This is a genomic window from Mycolicibacter minnesotensis (assembly GCF_010731755.1).
Taxonomy (GTDB): domain Bacteria; phylum Actinomycetota; class Actinomycetes; order Mycobacteriales; family Mycobacteriaceae; genus Mycobacterium; species Mycobacterium minnesotense.
Genome location: NZ_AP022589.1, coordinates 3385115 through 3401292 on the forward strand (window position 1 = coordinate 3385115; position 16178 = coordinate 3401292).

The following is a 16178-nucleotide window of genomic DNA, read 5'->3' on the forward strand; positions in this document are numbered from 1 at the left end:
CGTGGCCGGCCTGTTCTACGTCGATGCGCTGCCCGAGGTGGGTTCGGTGGCCCTCGTCGGTGGCGACGCCGGCTTCCACGCCGCGACGGTGCGCCGGATCCGGCCCGGTGAGCAGCTCACCCTCGGTGACGGTGCTGGTGTGGTGGCGCAGTGCGAAGTCGAGGAGACCGACCGCGCCGGATTGAGGGCGCGGGTTCTGGACCGCCGAATGATCGCGCCGCCGGCGCCGCCGGTGACCGTGGTGCAGGCACTGCCCAAATCCGAACGATCCGAGCTGGCGATCGAACTCGCGACCGAGGCCGGTGCCGACGCGTTCGTGGCCTGGCAGGCCGACCGGTGCGTGGCCCGCTGGGACGGCTCGCGTGCCGACAAGGGAGTACGGCGCTGGCAGGCGGTGGCCCGCGCAGCCGCCGGGCAGTCCCGCCGGGCCCACATTCCGCCCGTTGACGGGGTGCTGGCCGGCTCCGAGTTGGTGTCCTGGGTCCGCGAGCAGGTGGCCGTCGGCACCGGCGTGCTGGTCTTGCACGATGCGGCCGGCGTCGCACTGCCCGATGCGGTCGAGTCAGGCACGCCGGCACTGGCCCTGGTGGTCGGACCCGAAGGCGGGATCACCGAGGCGGAGCTGGCGGCGCTGACCGGGGCCGGGGCGGTCGCGGTTCGGCTGGGGCCGACGGTGTTGCGGACCTCGACTGCGGCGGCGGTCGCGCTGGGCGCGCTCGGGGTGTTGACCCCACGCTGGGGGAGTGAATAGCCAGTCGGCGCCGTCGCTGAGCATCAGCGACGGTTACGCCGTCTACCGCGGACCGGTGGGCGGCGGGCCGATTCACCGCCACGGCGCCTTCCAGATCGTGGTCGCCGGGCGTGACGAGGTGGCCATGGTCGACCCGGCCGGCACGCGGTATCAGGCTGCCGCGCTGGTCGTCTCGCCGATGGCGCCGCATCGCATCCTGGCCATCCGAGACCTGATCACCTACTACATCGAGCCGTACTGTCTGTTCGCCGACCGGCTGCGTCGGCGCTACGCCGGCGGCATCGCCGCGGCTCCCGAACTGGGAGAGCTGCGCGAACACGACGTCGCGGCCGCATGCCGCCGACCGTCGCAGGAGCTGGATCCGAGACTGGTGGCGGCGCTGGCCCTACTGGCCGACAGCGACCTCGCTATGCCGGCGCTGGCCGCGCAGATCGGACTGTCGCCCCAGCGGCTGCGCGCGTTGGCACGCCGCGAACTGGGGATGCCCCTGACCCGCTGGCGGGTCTGGTCGCGGTTGCACCGCGCGGTGGCAGCCCTGCAGGCGGGTCTGCCCTTGGCGGAAGCCGCGACCACCGCGGGCTTCGCCGATCAGGCCCACTTCACCCGGCAGATGCGCGAGATGATGGGCCTGACGCCTTCGGTGGTGCTGCGGGCGCTCGGGTGATCACCGCTTGCGGGCGGTATAGATCGAGATCGTCCCGTTGATGGTGGCCACCACCTCGGCCTCGCGGACATCGGTGAAGCCGGCGGCCGAAATCAACTCCGGGAGAACCCCATCGGCGTTGGGCTGGGTATCGGTCTTGCCGTCGGCGAACTGGACGAACCGAAACGCCAGGCGCATCAGCGGAGTCCGTTGCCAGCCGAAGTCGGCGATCACCAACCGCCCGCCCGACCTCAGCACCGTAAACATCGACGCCAAGATGGCGCGCTTGACGTCCATCGGGCATTGGTGCAGCACCAGGCTGGACATCACACCGTCCATCGACGCCGGCTCCACCGATGCCGCCAGGTCGTCGCCCATCCCGTTCAGCCAGCGGACTCGGCCATCAGCATCTTTCTCACGCGCCACGGCCAAGATCTCGGGATCGGGATCCAGCCCCACGATCGTCGCCCCGGGCTCCACCCGAGCCGCCAGCAGCGCCAGCGATCCGGTGCCGCACCCCACGTCGAGGATCGCGTCGTCGGGCCGCGGCGCCAGATGCATGACGGTCAGGCCTCGCCACAGCCGCTCCCGCGTCAACGCCACCACGTAGTCGAAGAACCGGGCCGGCGCCAAGCGGCCCAGGGCGGGGGTGAAGGCTTCGTCGCTCATATCCGGCAGTTTCGCCGGTGCGGTAGCGCCCCGTCTTGAACGAACCGCTCGCCGGAGATCGCAGGCGGTAGACTCGGGTGTCCGAATCATCGCCGTACCCACGGTGCAAATCCCCAGGAAGCAGGCATCGGAAGCCCCGTGACGCCCCGCGATACCCCCGCTGCCGGGCCGGCCTCGCAGGTTCGCAGTACCGTCGACATTCCACCCGACCTGGTCATGGGCCTGCTGGGCTCCGCAGATGAGAACTTGCGCGCCATCGAAGACCTGCTCACCGCTGACCTGCACGTGCGCGGCAACGCCGTGACCATCTCCGGTGCGCCCGCCGATGTCGCGCTGGCCGAGCGGGTGCTCGCCGAGCTGGTGGCCGTCGCGGCGGCCGGCCAGCCGCTCGCACCCGAAACGGTGCGACACAGCGTCGGCATGTTGGTGGGCACCGGAGCGAGCAGCGCATCACCCGCCGAGGTCCTCACCCTGGACATCTTGTCGCGACGCGGCAAGACCATCCGGCCCAAGACGCTCAACCAGAAGCGTTACGTCGACGCCATCGACGCGCACACCATCGTGTTCGGCATCGGCCCGGCCGGCACCGGCAAGACCTATCTGGCGATGGCCAAGGCGGTCAAGGCGCTGCAGACCAAGCAGGTGAGCCGCATCATCTTGACCCGTCCGGCCGTGGAAGCCGGCGAGCGGCTCGGGTTTCTGCCCGGCACGTTGAGCGAGAAGATCGACCCGTACCTGCGCCCGCTGTACGACGCGCTGCACGACATGATGGATCCCGAGCTGATTCCCAAGCTGATGAGCTCCGGGGTGATCGAGGTGGCTCCGCTGGCCTACATGCGCGGCCGGACTCTCAACGACGCGTTCATCATTCTTGACGAGGCGCAGAACACCACCGCCGAACAGATGAAGATGTTCCTCACCCGGCTGGGCTTCGGCGCCAAGATCGTGGTCACCGGCGACATCACCCAGATCGACCTGCCCGGCGGCGCCCGATCGGGACTGCGGGCCGCCGTCGACATCCTCGACGACGTCGGCGACATCTACGTCGCCGAGCTCACCAGCGTCGACGTCGTCCGGCACCGGCTGGTGTCGGAGATCGTCGACGCCTACGCACGCCACGAATCCGAACAGGTTCAGCCCGGGCTGGCCATGAACCGAGCGTCGCGGCGCGCATCACAAGGCAGGTCGAACCGATGAGTATTGAGGTCTCCAACGAGTCCGGTCTCGACGTCTCCGAAGTCGAGCTGGTCAGCGTCGCCAAGTTCGTGCTGGCCAAGATGGACGTCAATCCCGGTGCCGAGCTGTCGATGGTGCTGCTGGACACCGCCGCGATGGCCGACCTGCACATGCGCTGGATGGACCTACCCGGCCCCACCGACGTCATGAGTTTCCCAATGGACGAGCTGGAGCCCGGTGGCCGGCCGGACGCTCCCGAGCCAGGCCCGTCGATGCTCGGCGACATCGCATTGTGCCCGGAGTTCGCCGCTGAACAGGCCGCGGCGGCCGGGCATTCGCTGGGCCAGGAATTGGCGCTGCTCACCGTGCACGGCGTGCTGCACCTGCTGGGCTACGACCATGCCGAGCCGGACGAGGAAAAAGAGATGTTCGCCCTGCAGCGCCGTCTGCTCGAGGAGTGGGTAGCCGACCAGGTGGAGACCTATCGGACCCAGTCCCAAAGCGAGAAGGACCGACGGCTGCTGGACAAGTCCAGGTATTTCGACGAATCGTGACCGAGACACCGCTGCTTCTCGGCGTGATCGCGCTGATCGGTCTGGGTGGCCTGTTCTCGGCGATCGATGCCGCGGTCAACACGGTGTCGCCGGCGCGGGTCGAGGAACTGGTGCGGGCAAAACGGCCCGGTGCCGGCTGGCTGGTCAAGCTGATGGGCGAGCGTCCCCGCTATATCAACCTGGCCGTGTTGTTGCGCATCACCTGCGAGGTCACCGCCACGGCACTACTGGTGTACCTGCTCAATGCGGTGCTTGGCCTGGACTGGGGACTGTTCGCCGCGGCAGCGATCATGGTGGTGGTCAGCTTCGTGGTGATCGGGGTGGGGCCGCGGACCCTGGGCCGGCAGAACGCCTACTCGATCGCGCTGGCCTCAGCTCTGCCGCTGCACGTGATCTCGGTGTTGCTCGCCCCGATCAGCCGCGTACTGGTAGTGCTGGGCAATGCGCTGACACCGGGGCGCGGCTTCCGCAACGGGCCGTTCGCCTCCGAAGTCGAGTTGCGCGAAATCGTCGACATGGCACAGCAACGTGGGGTGGTGGCCGCTGACGAGCGCCGGATGATCCAGTCGGTGTTCGAACTGGCCGACACTCCGGCGCGTGAAGTCATGGTGCCGCGTACCGAGATGGTGTGGATCGAGCGCGACAAGACCGCTGGGCAAGCCACGTCGTTGGCGGTGCGCAGCGGTCACTCCCGGATCCCGGTGATCGGTGAGAACGTTGACGACATCCTCGGCGTTGTCTACCTCAAAGACCTTGTCCAACAAACGTATTACTCCACCAACGGGGGGCAGGACACCACGGTCGCGCAGGTGATGCGTCCGGCGGTGTTCATGCCCGACTCCAAGGCGCTCAATGCGCTGCTGGAAGACATGCAGCGCAGTCGCTATCACATGGCGCTGCTGGTCGACGAGTACGGCGCTATCGCGGGACTGGTGACCATCGAGGACGTGCTGGAGGAGATCGTCGGTGAGATCGCCGACGAGTACGACCAGGGTGAGGTGGCCCCGGTCCAGGAGTTGGGTGACAACAGGTTTCGGGTCTCGGCACGGCTGCCGATCGAAGACGTCGGCGAACTGTACGGAGTGCACTTCGACTCCGACCTGGATGTCGACACGGTCGGAGGACTGCTCGCACTGGAGCTCGGTCGAGTTCCGCTGCCTGGTGCCGAGGTAGTGTCACACGGTCTGCTCCTGCGGGCCGAGGGCAGCCGCGATGGCCGCGGGCGGGTGCGGGTCAGCACCGTTTTGGTCAGCCCGGCCGAACCCGCCGGCGAGGAGGCCGCAGTTGAACCGTGACGCCGTTGCGGTGTGCACGCCGAACGTGCACTCAATCCGAAAATCCACCCGAAATCTCGTGCTGAGAACACGTTCGGCGAAAGGCGGCTCGTGACTGGATCGGATTCCGGATTTCATTCCGGATTTGTCTGTTTCGTCGGCCGGCCCAACACGGGCAAGTCGACGCTCACCAATGCCCTGGTCGGCGCGAAGGTGGCGATCACCTCCAACCGCCCGCAGACCACGCGGCACACCATCCGGGGCATCGTGCACCGCGACGACTTCCAGATCATCTTGGTCGACACCCCTGGCCTGCATCGCCCCCGAACTCTGCTCGGCAAGCGACTGAACGAGTTGGTCAAGGAAACCTACTCACAGGTCGACATCATCGGCCTGTGCATTCCCGCGGATGAGCCGATCGGCCCGGGGGACCGCTGGATCGTCGAGCAGATCCGTGCGGTGGCGCCCAGGACCACCCTGGTCGTCATCGTCACCAAGATCGACAAGACCAGCCGCGACAAGGTGGCCGCGCAATTGGTGGCGGTGGGTGAGCTGGCACCGGAAGCCGAGATCGTCCCGGTGTCGGCGATCAGCGGCGAACAGGTCGACGTACTGATCGGCGTGCTGGCCGCGGCGCTGCCCGCCGGCCCCGCGTTCTACCCGGACGGCGAACTGACCGACGAGCCCGAAGAGACCCTGATGGCCGAGTTCATTCGGGAGGCCGCTTTGGAGGGGGTGCGTGACGAGCTGCCCCACTCGCTGGCCGTGGTGATCGAGGAGGTGCGCCCGCGCGAGGATCGTGACGACCTGATCGAGGTGTATGCGCTGCTTTACGTCGAACGCGACAGTCAGAAGGGGATCGTGATCGGCCGCGGCGGTGCCCGGCTGCGTGAGGTCGGCACGGTGGCCCGCACTCAGATCGAGAAGTTGTTGGGCACCAAGGTTTTTCTGGATCTACGCGTCAAGGTGGCCAAGAACTGGCAACGTGACCCCAAGCAACTCGGGCGGTTGGGTTTCTAGGCCGAGCGGGATCGCGGTCGGCCGTGAGCGCCACCGCCCGCGCCGGGGGAATCGGCATTGGTAGATTCCAGGGATGTCCGTACGCAAGTCGTTGGTTGTCTCCTCCGTCGGTCTCGTCCTGTGTGCGCAAGCACTGACGGGCTGTGGGGGATCCCAGAAGCCGCTTGACACCACCAAGCTGTTCAACGTCCAGTCGACCTTCGGCTCGGACTACAAGACCCAGACCAAGGGCCCCAGCGAGATCGACCCGAAGATCCTCGGGGAGCAGAAGATGCCGCCTGGCGTGACGTTTGATCCCGCCGACTGCGCCGACTACGCGGCCAACACGGGACGTCCGCCGAAGGGCGTCCAGGGCAAGATGTCGATGGTGTCGATCGTCGGCGGCGGCAACCAATTGGTCGTGATCGCCATGCAGACCGACCAGGAGCTGGCCTACAACGAGGCCGACGCCGAGAAGTGCAAGCACGTCTCGTTCAACGCCGGAAAGCTCACCGGCTACCTCGACGACGTGGAGGCTCCGCAGATCGACCACGCCAGGACGGTCGGTTCGCACTCCGAGATCGAGCTCACCGGTAAAGAAGGACAGACGCAGTCCCGCGAGTCCTACACCTTCACCGCCTACCTGGGGACCGCATTGGTGCAGGTCACCGCGAACCCGCAGGCTGTCAAGGGCCAGGCGCCGGCGATGGTCGACGCCGACCGGGCGCGGCAGCTGCTGGTCGACGCGGTATCCGCGCTGCGCGACTGACCGGTGCCCAGAAAGCCGTCGCTGGGCGGTGCCCGAGTTCTGATCACGGGCGGTGCCCGCGGCATCGGTGCGGCCACGGCCGCGCTGCTGGCGGCCCACGGCGCGCGGGTGTGGATCGGTGACGTCGATGAAGACGCCTGCCGGGACACCGCAGCCCAACTCGGTGTCAGTGGTGGCCGGCTTGACGTGACCAGCGCGGCGTCCTGGCGGGAGATGCTCGCGCGTATCGAAGCCGACACCGACTCTGGTGGCCCCCTCGACGTCTTGGTCAACAACGCCGGTGTGATGCCGCTGGGGGCCTTCGAGGCCGAGACCGAGCCGGTCCGGGATCTGATCCTGGACGTCAACGTCCGCGGCGTGCTCAACGGGATGCACGCGGTGCTGCCCGGCATGGCCCAACGGGGCCACGGACATGTCGTCAACGTCGCCTCGATGGCCGCCATGATCCCGGTACCGGGCATGGTCACCTACAACGCGAGCAAGTTCGCGGCCCTGGGTGCATCGCTGTCGGCGCGGCGCGAGTACGCCGGAACCGGGGTAGCGGTGTCGGCGGTGCTGCCGTCGGCGGTGCGGACCGAGCTGACCTCCGGTGCCCCGCTGGGCGGTGGTATGCCCACCGTCGATCCCGAGGACGTGGCTGCGGCCATCGTGGCGGTGCTGCGGTCACGCGCCGCTCGCCGGTCGGTGCCCCGTTGGGTGGCTCCGGCGTGGTCCGCCACGGCCTTCGTACCCGAGTGGCTGCAGAGCCTGGCCCGCCGGGTGCTGGACGATCGGAGGGCGCTGACCTCGATCGACACCGCGGCGCGCAGGTCCTACCTCGATCGGGTGGACCGGCAGGCGCGGGCTCATCGGGGCGAGTCGCCATCATGACCGAACGTGAGCCGCGGGTCATCATCATCGGTGCCGGCGTCGCCGGAATCACCACCGCGCACGTCCTGCGTGAGCGGGGCTTCACCGACATCACCGTGCTGGAGAAGGGCTCCGACGTAGGCGGGGTCTGGTATTGGAACCACTATCCCGGCCTGCGGTGTGACGTGCCCTCACAGATCTACCAGTTCGGGTTCGCGCCCAAAGCAGACTGGCGGCATGCCTGGGCGTCCGGCCCGGCCATCCAGCGGTATCACCGCGAGGTCGTCGAGCGGCTCGGACTGACCGAGCTCATCCGGCTCGACACCGAGGTCGTCGAGGCCCGCTGGGACGAGCGCAGCCGCTGGACTGTTACCACCGCTGCCGGTGGGGTGCTGGGCGCCGACTTCGTGATCTGTGCGACCGGGGTGCTGCATCATCCGTTCATTCCCGACATCCCGGGCCTCGCAGATTTCACCGGGCCGGTGGTGCACACCGCTCGCTGGGATGACGGCCTCGACACGGACGGACGGCGGATCGCGGTGATCGGCACCGGATCGACCGGAGTCCAGGTGGTGTCGGCACTGCAGCCCCACGCGGCGTCGGTGGACCACTACGTGCGTTCGGCACAGTGGATCCTATGGGCGCCTATGTCGCTGCGGCAGCTGCCCGGGGTCGCCACGGTGCTTGCGCGTTTCCCGAATCTGCATCGGAGGCTCCACCGGGTGATGGCCTTCGGTGGCTCCGCGGTGCTCACCGACGTCACCACTCGACCGTCGTGGCGGCGCCGGGCCGTGCAGGCCTATGCCCGGGCCTGCCTGCGCATCCAGGTGCGCGACAAAGATCTGCGGGCCAAACTCCAGCCCGACTACCAGCCGTTGTGTAAACGCCAGGTGATCTCGGGAAGCTACTACCGCGCTATCGGCGCCGACAATGCCGCGCTGATCACCGACGGTATCGCCGAAGTCACCGCGGACGGCATCCGGACCGCGGACGGCGCCTACCGGGACGCTGACGTGATCGTGCTGGCGACCGGCTTCCACGCGCACAACTACATGCGCCCGTTGCGACTGCACGGCCGAGACGGAATCAGCATCGACGATGCCTGGGCCAAGGGGCCACGTGCCTACCGGATGACCGCGATTCCGGGATTCCCGAATCTGTTCACGGTGTTGGGACCGAACTCGCCCACCGGTTCGATCTCATTGCAGTACACCGCGGAGCTGACCGCGACCTACATCGCGCAGTGGCTGGCGAAGTTCCGGGCCGGAGAGCTGAGCAGCGTCGAGGTCACCGATCAGGCCACCACCCGGTTCAACGACGACGTTGCCACCGCGATGGGGCCGACGGTGTGGAACACCGGATGCAACTCGTGGTACCTCACCGAAGGTGGCGCCGTGGACCTGTGGCCGTTCGATCGCGCGACGATGAAGGCGATGCTGAGCAGCCCCGATCCGGCCGACTTCCACCTCGGCTGAGCGGCACTCAGTCCGTGCCGCGCGCCACCGGACGCGACGCATCCGAACTCCACTGCGACCACGACCCCGGAAACAACGCCGCTGTACGGCCGACGGCGGCCAGCGCCGCGACGATCACCGTGGCGCTGATTCCCGAACCGCAGTAGGCCCCCACCGGGTCCTCGGGCCTGATACCGCGATCGGCCAGCAGCGCAGCGATCGCGTCGTCGGAAAGAAAGGTACCGTCGTCGGCCAACAGCTCGGTGAACTGCAGGTTCTTCGCGCCTGGGATGTGGCCGGCGACCGCGTCGAGTGGCTCCACCTCGCCGCGGAATCGCTCGGGGCCACGGGCGTCGAGCAGGGCCACCGTGCCACTGCTTGCGCTTTCGCCGGCGTCGTCGGCGGTCAGGGTGGGCCGCAGGCCCTCATAGAGGTCCTCGGGCAACAAGGTGACGTTGCCGGGCTCGGGGGAGACCTCGCCGCTGTGCAGCGCGCCCCCGGCGCGGGTCCAGGCCGGCAGGCCACCGTCGAGGATGCGGACATCCTGGACACCGGAGGTCGACAACAACCACCACAGCCGCCCTGAGGCAGCCCGGTTCCAGTCGTCGTAGACCACCACCGGCCGGTTGCGCCGCACCCCCCATCGACGGGCGGCTGCCTCGAGATTGCGTCCGGTCGGCAGCGGGTGCCGGCCCCGGTCGGGCACGGTGTGGTCGGACAACTCGTCTTCGAGTGAGACGTACACCGCTCCGGGAAGGTGGCCCTGGAGGTATGCCGGACGGCCGTCCGGTGCCTCCAGGCTCCAGCGCACGTCGAGAACGGTGACCGGGTCACCCGACCGCAGCAGCTCAGCGAGCTCCGTGGCGCTGATCAGGACCTTGCCGCGAGGACTCACGGCGGGGCCCCGATCAGTAGTTGTTGCAGGAGTTGGCGACCGAGGTGATGGTGCCGACGTACTGCTGGGCCTCAGGCATGCCCTGGACCATGCCGGCCAGCTGCTGGCGCTTGGCGGGCGGTGCGTTGAGGAACATCTGCAGCATGCCGGGGCCGTTCGGGCTGGCGTCGAACTCCGCGGCTGCGGCGGGGTTCTCCGCGACCAACGCCTGGTGCACCTGCGAGTAGGTGCAGGTGGTGTTGATGATGGGGCCGAGGTCGGGGCCGGCGGAGGCGAGCCCGGCTCCAGCGGTGAGCGACAAAGCCAGACTGCCAGCTGCGACGGTAAGCCTGGTCAAGGACAGAGAGGCCATTTTGCGGACGCCTTTCATCAGTGCACGTTTGCGAGGTATGAAGACCTGAAAGTCGAGACTGGCCAAGCTTAGCCGACCTCTGCCGAAGCCGCTGAAGTCGCAGCTAGCGACGTTTTGAGGAGTTCAGGAGCCGTGTCCGGGCTCGGTTCGCCACCACGGTGTGGGTTGCTTGGCCGCCCAGCCGTTGATGCCCTCCAGCTCCGCGGCCAGCGACACCAGCCGACCGTCGCTGTTGGCCGGCCCCATCAGCTGCACGCCGATCGGTAGCCCGTCAGCGGTGAACCCGGCGGGCACATTGATCGACGGCCACCCCAGCAGGTTCCACGGCCAGGTCACCGGACAGGCGGCGATGATCGCCCGGTCGGTGTCGAACGCGTTCAGGTCGTCGAAGGTATGCACCAGCGGCGGTGGTTGTGCGGTGGTCGGTGCCAACACCACGTCGACGATGCGGAAGATCGAGCCCACTCGCTGTTGATCCCTGGCCTCATGGGCGCGCGCTTTGCGCAGCACGGCCTGGGACAACAGTCGGCCGGTACGCATGTTGGCCAGGGTCCGTGGGTCGAAGGTGACATGGTCGAATCCCTGCCCGGCAGCCAGCACTCCCGCGGTGGAGCGGGACAGAAAGTTCCAGGACAACCGCAACCCGTAGTCCGGATTGCCCGGCACCACGATGTGCCCGAGCAGCCGCAGCTGTTCGGCGGTGCGCTCCAGAGCGGCCCTGATCTCCGGATGCAGCCGGGCAGGAAAACCGGTGTAGGGGAAACGCGTCGACAGCGCGATGCGAAGTTGGCCGGGCGCGGTCCGCACCGAGTCGGACACCGACAGGGGAGCGGGTTTGTGCAGGTCGCCCTCGACGTTGCCCGACACCGCGTCCAGCACCAGGGCTGCGTCCTCGACGGTGCGGGCCAGCACGCCATTGACGGTGAGCCCGTTGAACGCCTCGGGCAGCGGCCAGGTGGAGATGCGGCCGCGCTGAGGTTTGATGCCGACCAGATGTGTCCATGCGGCGGGGATACGCACGCTGCCCGCACCGTCGGATCCGATGGCGGCGGCTACCAGACCTGCGGACACTGCGGCGGCGCTGCCCCCGGACGACCCGCCGGGGGTGTGCCGGCGAGACCAGGGATTTCGGGTGTGGCCGAATCCCGGACCGCTGGTGAAGGGCCACTGCCCCAGCTCGCAGCTGTTGGTCTTGCCGACGATCACCGCACCGGCGGCCTTGAGCCTGCGCACCACTTCGGCGTCGCCGCCGGCGGGCTCGACGTATCCGGAGGTACCGAAGGAGGTGGGCACGCCGGCGATATCGGTGTCGTCTTTGACGGCGATCGGGATGCCCAGCAGCGGAGCGCGGTGGCCCGCGGCCCGGCGCCGGTCGGCTTGGGCCGCCTCGACCAGGGCCGATTCGGTGAACACCACCCGGAAGGCGTTCAGGGTGGACTGGCTGGCATCGATGGCGTGCAGTGCCCGACGCACCAGCTCGACCGAGGTCGCCTCACCGCTGGCCAGCTGGTAGAGCTGCTCGGTGACGGTGGGGAAGCGGGTGCCGGACGCCGCGGGTGGGTGGGTCATCGGTGAAGAGAGTATCGGCGTGCCACGCCGGTCCGCGTCCGTGAAACACCCCTAGGCGATGCGAAACTGTTGCGATGCGGCTGTACCGGGACCGGGCGGTGGTGCTGCGCCAGCACAAGCTCGGCGAAGCCGACCGGATCGTCACTTTGCTCACTCGCGACCACGGGCTGGTTCGCGCGGTGGCCAAGGGGGTTCGCCGTACCCGCAGCAAGTTCGGGGCCCGATTGGAGCCGTTCGCCCACATCGACGTCCAGCTGCATCCCGGCCGCAACCTCGACATCGTCACTCAGGTGGTATCGGTGGATGCGTTCGCCACCGACATCGTCAGCGACTACGGCCGATACACCTGCGCCTGCGTGATCTTGGAGACCGCGGAACGCCTGGCAGGCGCGGAGCGGGCTCCGGCCACGGCGCTGCACCGGCTCACCGTGGGCGCGCTGCGTGCGGTGGCTGACGGCCAGCGGCCCCGTGAGTTGGTACTGGACGCCTATCTGTTGCGTGCCATGTCGGTGGCCGGCTGGGCGCCGGCGTTGACCGAATGTGCCCGCTGCGCCACCCCGGGTCCGCATCGGGCATTTCACGTCGCGGCCGGCGGCAGCGTCTGCGGGCACTGCCGCCCGGCGGGGTCCACCACCCCGCCGATGGGTGTGCTGGATCTGATGTCGGCGTTGCACGACGGCGATTGGGAGGCCGCCGCGCTATCTACCCCGGCGCATCGCAGTCATGCCAGCGGATTGGTTGCCGCTCATCTGCAGTGGCACCTGGAGCGGCGGCTGCGGACCTTGCCGTTGGTGGAGCGGGTCCAGCACGGGCCGGCCGGGCGCGACACCGGGGCGTCGGCACAGCTTCAGTCCGGGGCCACCGGCAGCGAAGGCTGATCTGACGGCATTGACCTGGCGATTGTGTCCGTTTCGGTGGACTAATCGGGCGTCGGCGGTAGGCTGATGCGACTTCACGATCCCTAGGTTTAATCAGGAAGGCAGGTCGAATGTTTCACGACACCGGGTGGGGGCGCTGGGCGCACAGGACGACGCCGGTTTACGGAGCCGGTCTCGGTGCGGCGGCCGGAGCGCTACTCGTCGTGGGAATGATCCCTGCCATGACTTCCTGCGCGCGGGCTGCCGAACCCGGCCCGGCTACCGGGATTACGGCGCCGCTGTCTTCGAACGGCCCCGGCGCTGACGGTGCCGATGGCGCTGACGGCGCGGACGGCGCTCCGGGGGCGGACGGCGCCCCGGGTGCCGGTGGCCTCGGCGGCCAGGGTGGCAAGGGCGGCCAGGGTGGCAAGGGCGGTAAAGGCGGCGCGGGCGGTAAGGGCGGCGCGGGTGGCCGAGGCGGCGACGGCGGGCACGGCGGCGCCGGTGGCGCCGGTGGCGGTTCGGGGCCGGGCGGCCAGCCGGGCGAGGGTGGTGCCGGCGGCCTCGGCGGTGCACCTGGACCGGATGGGAAGCCGGGTCAGCCCGGTCAGCCCGGTCAGCCCGGAAGTGCCGGCTGACCCAAGCCGTCCATGATCAACCCGGTGCGTCGGGGGCTCCAGTCGGAGTCGCCCGGCGCATCGGTTAAAACAGGCCCCGCTAAAGTCTGAACCGATCCGGCGGGGGGTTAATTCGACAAGGAGCCACACAGAAGTGACCGACAATCCACGTGCAGACGTCGTCTCCCGGCAGTACGAGCGGTGGACCTACCCGCCGCCCATCAACGACCTGCAGGCATGGTCGGCCACAAACTGGGAGTGGTTCGACCCGAGCCACGCGCACCGGGTGCTGTGGCCGGATCGGGAATACCGCCCCGACCTCGACATTCTGATCGCGGGTTGTGGCACCAACCAGGCGGCGGTCTTCGCCTTCAACAACCCGCAGGCCAAGGTGGTGGCCGTCGACATCAGTGCGGCGTCGTTGGGGCACCAGCAGTACCTCAAGGACAAGCACGGTCTGTGGAACCTGGAGCTGCACCAGCTGCCCATCGAGGAGCTTTCCACGCTCGGCCGGGACTTCGACCTGGCGATCTCGACGGGCGTGCTGCACCACATGGCCGAGCCCGAGGTGGGCATGAAGGCGATCGCGGACCAGCTGCGGCCCGACGGCGTCGCCTGCATCATGCTCTACGCCCGCTACGGCCGGATCGGCATCGAGATCCTGGAGTCGGTCTTCCAGGACCTCGGGTTGGAGCAGAACGACGAGTCGATCCAGACCGTCCGTCAGGCCATCCGGTTGCTCTCACCGGACCACCCCGTCCAGCCGTACATCAAGATCGCCGGCGACCTGTTCGCGGATTCGGGCCTGGTGGACACGTTCTTGCACGGTCGGGCGAAGAGCTACGACGTCGACGGCTGCATCGATCTGGCCAAATCGGCCGGCCTGGACTTCCAGGGCTGGCTGCTCAAGGCGCCGTACTACGCGCACGATGTGGCGGTGCCGCACGGCGGCTTCTACGACAAGGTGAACGCCCTGCCGGAGGAGAAGATCTGGTCGGTGATGGAGCGCATCCACACCCTCAACGCGCGGCACTTCTTCATCGCCACTCGGCCCGAGCGGCCTAAGAGCAGCTACACGATCGATTTCTCCACCCCGGAGAGCCTCGACTACGTGCCGCTGTTCCGCTTCAAGTGTGGCTTGAACAACGACGAAATCTTCCGTTCGGGCTGGCGTATGCCGTTGAACCCGGCGCAGCTGCCGTTCGTTCAGAGCATCGACGGCCGTCGCAGCATCCGCCAGATCGCCGCGGACCTGGCGCAGGCTGCCGGCCCGGCACGTGGCAGCGCCGCAGACCTGGAGAAGTTCGGTCGCAAGCTGTTCCAGTCGCTGTGGCGTCTGGACTTCGTTGCGATCGATCTGAGTGCCCGTTCCTGATCAACGGCCTCAACAGTCGAATCCGATAAGCCGCCCGCGGCGACCGCACGGTCGCCGCGGGCGGTTCCGGACTGATCGGGCAGGATGGGGCGCATGGTGTTGAATCGGGCCGCGCGGAAGGTCGCCTTCCCCCAACTGCCTGCGGCACCTGACGACTATCCGGTGTTCCCGGACAAGTCCACGTGGCCAGTGGTCTTTCCGCAGCTGCCGTCGCCGCCGGGTGGGGGGCCGTGCCGTCCCCCGCAGCACACCTCCAAGGCCGTCGCCCCGCAGATTCCCGCCGAGGCGTTGCCCAATCACGTCGCCGTCGTCATGGACGGCAACGGCCGCTGGGCCACCCAGCGGGGCTTAGGTCGCACCGAGGGACACAAGATGGGCGAGGCGGTGCTCATCGACATCACCTGCGGGGCCATCGAACTCGGTATCAAGTGGCTGACCGTGTATGCGTTCTCCACCGAGAACTGGAAGCGTTCCGCGGAAGAGGTCCGCTTCCTGATGGGATTCAACCGCGAGGTGGTGCGCCGCCGCCGCGAGAACCTCAATGCGATGGGCGTACGGATGCGCTGGGTGGGTTCGCGGCCGAAGATGTGGCGCAGTGTGATCAAGGAATTCGAGATCGCCGAAGACATGACCGTCGGCAACGACGTCATCACCATCAATTACTGCGTCAACTACGGCGGGCGCACCGAGATCGCCGAGGCCGCGCAGGCCATCGCCCGGGAGGCGGTGGCGGGCAAGCTGAATCCGAACCGCATCACCGAGGCCACCATCGCGCGGCACCTGCACAGGCCTGACATGCCCGACGTGGACCTGCTGATCCGCACCTCCGGTGAACAACGCTCGTCCAACTTCATGCTGTGGCAGGCGGCCTACGCCGAGTACATCTTCCAGGAGAAGCTGTGGCCGGACTACGACCGCCGCGACCTGTGGGAGGCCTGCGAACAGTACGCCTCGCGGCAGCGCCGGTTTGGAACGGCATGACGGCGATGCTGGCCGATCGTCTCGCCGCGGCGCTCGCCGGCGTGTTGGCCGTTGACGCCGAGCCCGACGGTGCGCTGACCGTTCGGCATGACGGGACGCTGGCGTCTTTGCGGGTGGTGCCGATCGCCGAGGACCTTGAGCTGGTGTCACTCACTCAGATCCTGGGGTGGGACCTGCCGCTGACCACGACGCTGCGTCAGCGTGCCGCTGAGCAGGCGGGCCTGAGCCAACTCGGTACCGTCACGCTGGTCGAGAGAGACGCTGAGTTCGCAGATGCGATGTTGCGCTACAACTTTCCCGGTACCGGCCTGACCGACGATGCGCTGCGCACGCTGGTCCTGTTGGTGCTGACGAAAGGCGTCGACATTCGCGATGCCCTCACCGGCTAAGCGAC

At 68.1% G+C, this 16178-nt stretch carries 18 protein-coding genes; 14 read left to right on the forward strand and 4 right to left on the reverse strand.

Going from position 1 to position 16178, the window contains the following annotated elements:
- Window position 1 precedes the first annotated feature (1 nt).
- Window positions 2-751, forward strand: coding sequence for a 16S rRNA (uracil(1498)-N(3))-methyltransferase (locus G6N09_RS15635; protein WP_083022358.1), 750 nt, complete (start codon window positions 2-4; stop codon window positions 749-751).
- Window positions 744-1415, forward strand: coding sequence for an AraC family transcriptional regulator (locus G6N09_RS15640; RefSeq protein ID WP_234806861.1), 672 nt, complete (start codon window positions 744-746; stop codon window positions 1413-1415). The genes G6N09_RS15635 and G6N09_RS15640 overlap by 8 nt, the downstream gene beginning before the upstream one ends.
- Here the strand turns inward: G6N09_RS15640 and G6N09_RS15645 are convergent, their stop codons facing one another.
- Window positions 1416-2063, reverse strand: a complete 648-nt coding sequence (locus tag G6N09_RS15645) for a class I SAM-dependent methyltransferase (RefSeq protein ID WP_083022359.1) — start codon at window positions 2061-2063, stop codon at window positions 1416-1418.
- A 138-nt stretch (window positions 2064-2201) separates the two neighbouring features.
- Here G6N09_RS15645 and G6N09_RS15650 point away from each other — a divergent pair, with 138 nt between their 5' ends.
- The 7 genes from G6N09_RS15650 (at window position 2202) to G6N09_RS15680 (ending at window position 9159) form a co-directional block, all read left to right on the forward strand.
- Window positions 2202-3260, forward strand: a complete 1059-nt coding sequence (locus G6N09_RS15650; protein WP_083022360.1) for a PhoH family protein — start codon at window positions 2202-2204, stop codon at window positions 3258-3260.
- Window positions 3257-3793 (forward strand): rRNA maturation RNase YbeY, encoded by a 537-nt coding sequence (gene ybeY / locus G6N09_RS15655; RefSeq protein ID WP_083022361.1) that lies wholly within the window; start codon window positions 3257-3259, stop codon window positions 3791-3793. The genes G6N09_RS15650 and ybeY overlap by 4 nt, the downstream gene beginning before the upstream one ends.
- Entirely contained in the window at window positions 3790-5088 is a 1299-nt protein-coding gene (locus G6N09_RS15660; RefSeq protein WP_083022362.1) for a hemolysin family protein, read from the forward strand. The genes ybeY and G6N09_RS15660 overlap by 4 nt, the downstream gene beginning before the upstream one ends.
- 90 nt (window positions 5089-5178) lie before the next feature.
- A complete protein-coding gene (gene era / locus G6N09_RS15665) occupies window positions 5179-6087 on the forward strand; it encodes a GTPase Era (RefSeq protein ID WP_083022363.1) in 909 nt (302 codons plus the stop codon).
- A gap of 73 nt (window positions 6088-6160) precedes the next feature.
- Window positions 6161-6835 carry a DUF5642 family protein gene (locus tag G6N09_RS15670; protein WP_083022364.1) on the forward strand — a complete coding sequence of 225 codons (675 nt, stop codon included), beginning with the start codon at window positions 6161-6163 and terminating at the stop codon, window positions 6833-6835.
- A gap of 3 nt (window positions 6836-6838) precedes the next feature.
- Window positions 6839-7705, forward strand: a complete 867-nt coding sequence (locus G6N09_RS15675; protein WP_083022365.1) for an SDR family oxidoreductase — start codon at window positions 6839-6841, stop codon at window positions 7703-7705.
- Window positions 7702-9159, forward strand: a complete 1458-nt coding sequence (locus tag G6N09_RS15680) for a flavin-containing monooxygenase (protein WP_083022366.1) — start codon at window positions 7702-7704, stop codon at window positions 9157-9159. Before G6N09_RS15675 ends, G6N09_RS15680 begins: the two co-directional genes overlap by 4 nt.
- A 7-nt stretch (window positions 9160-9166) precedes the next feature.
- On the opposite strand, the gene G6N09_RS15685 is transcribed toward G6N09_RS15680, so the two are convergent.
- The 3 genes from G6N09_RS15685 to G6N09_RS15695 form a co-directional block, all read right to left on the reverse strand.
- Complete coding sequence (locus G6N09_RS15685) at window positions 9167-10033, reverse strand: sulfurtransferase (protein WP_083022367.1); 867 nt, start codon at window positions 10031-10033, stop codon at window positions 9167-9169.
- Between the two features lie 13 nt (window positions 10034-10046).
- Window positions 10047-10385, reverse strand: coding sequence for a hemophore-related protein (locus G6N09_RS15690; RefSeq protein WP_083022368.1), 339 nt, complete (start codon window positions 10383-10385; stop codon window positions 10047-10049).
- 123 nt (window positions 10386-10508) lie between these two features.
- Window positions 10509-11954: an amidase gene (locus G6N09_RS15695; RefSeq protein ID WP_109558754.1), complete on the reverse strand. Its 1446-nt coding sequence runs from the start codon at window positions 11952-11954 to the stop codon at window positions 10509-10511.
- A gap of 74 nt (window positions 11955-12028) precedes the next feature.
- Here G6N09_RS15695 and recO point away from each other — a divergent pair, with 74 nt between their 5' ends.
- The 5 genes from recO to G6N09_RS15720 all read left to right on the forward strand — a co-directional run bounded on the left by recO (window position 12029) and on the right by G6N09_RS15720 (window position 16173).
- Entirely contained in the window at window positions 12029-12832 is an 804-nt protein-coding gene (recO, locus tag G6N09_RS15700) for a DNA repair protein RecO (protein ID WP_083022370.1), read from the forward strand.
- A 221-nt stretch (window positions 12833-13053) separates the two neighbouring features.
- Complete coding sequence (locus G6N09_RS15705; protein ID WP_179959844.1) at window positions 13054-13449, forward strand: hypothetical protein; 396 nt, start codon at window positions 13054-13056, stop codon at window positions 13447-13449.
- 133 nt (window positions 13450-13582) lie between these two features.
- Window positions 13583-14803 (forward strand): class I SAM-dependent methyltransferase, encoded by a 1221-nt coding sequence (locus G6N09_RS15710; protein ID WP_083022371.1) that lies wholly within the window; start codon window positions 13583-13585, stop codon window positions 14801-14803.
- 93 nt (window positions 14804-14896) lie between these two features.
- Window positions 14897-15784 (forward strand): decaprenyl diphosphate synthase, encoded by an 888-nt coding sequence (locus G6N09_RS15715; protein ID WP_083022372.1) that lies wholly within the window; start codon window positions 14897-14899, stop codon window positions 15782-15784.
- Entirely contained in the window at window positions 15781-16173 is a 393-nt protein-coding gene (locus G6N09_RS15720) for a hypothetical protein (protein ID WP_083022373.1), read from the forward strand. The genes G6N09_RS15715 and G6N09_RS15720 overlap by 4 nt, the downstream gene beginning before the upstream one ends.
- Window positions 16174-16178: the final 5 nt, after the last annotated feature.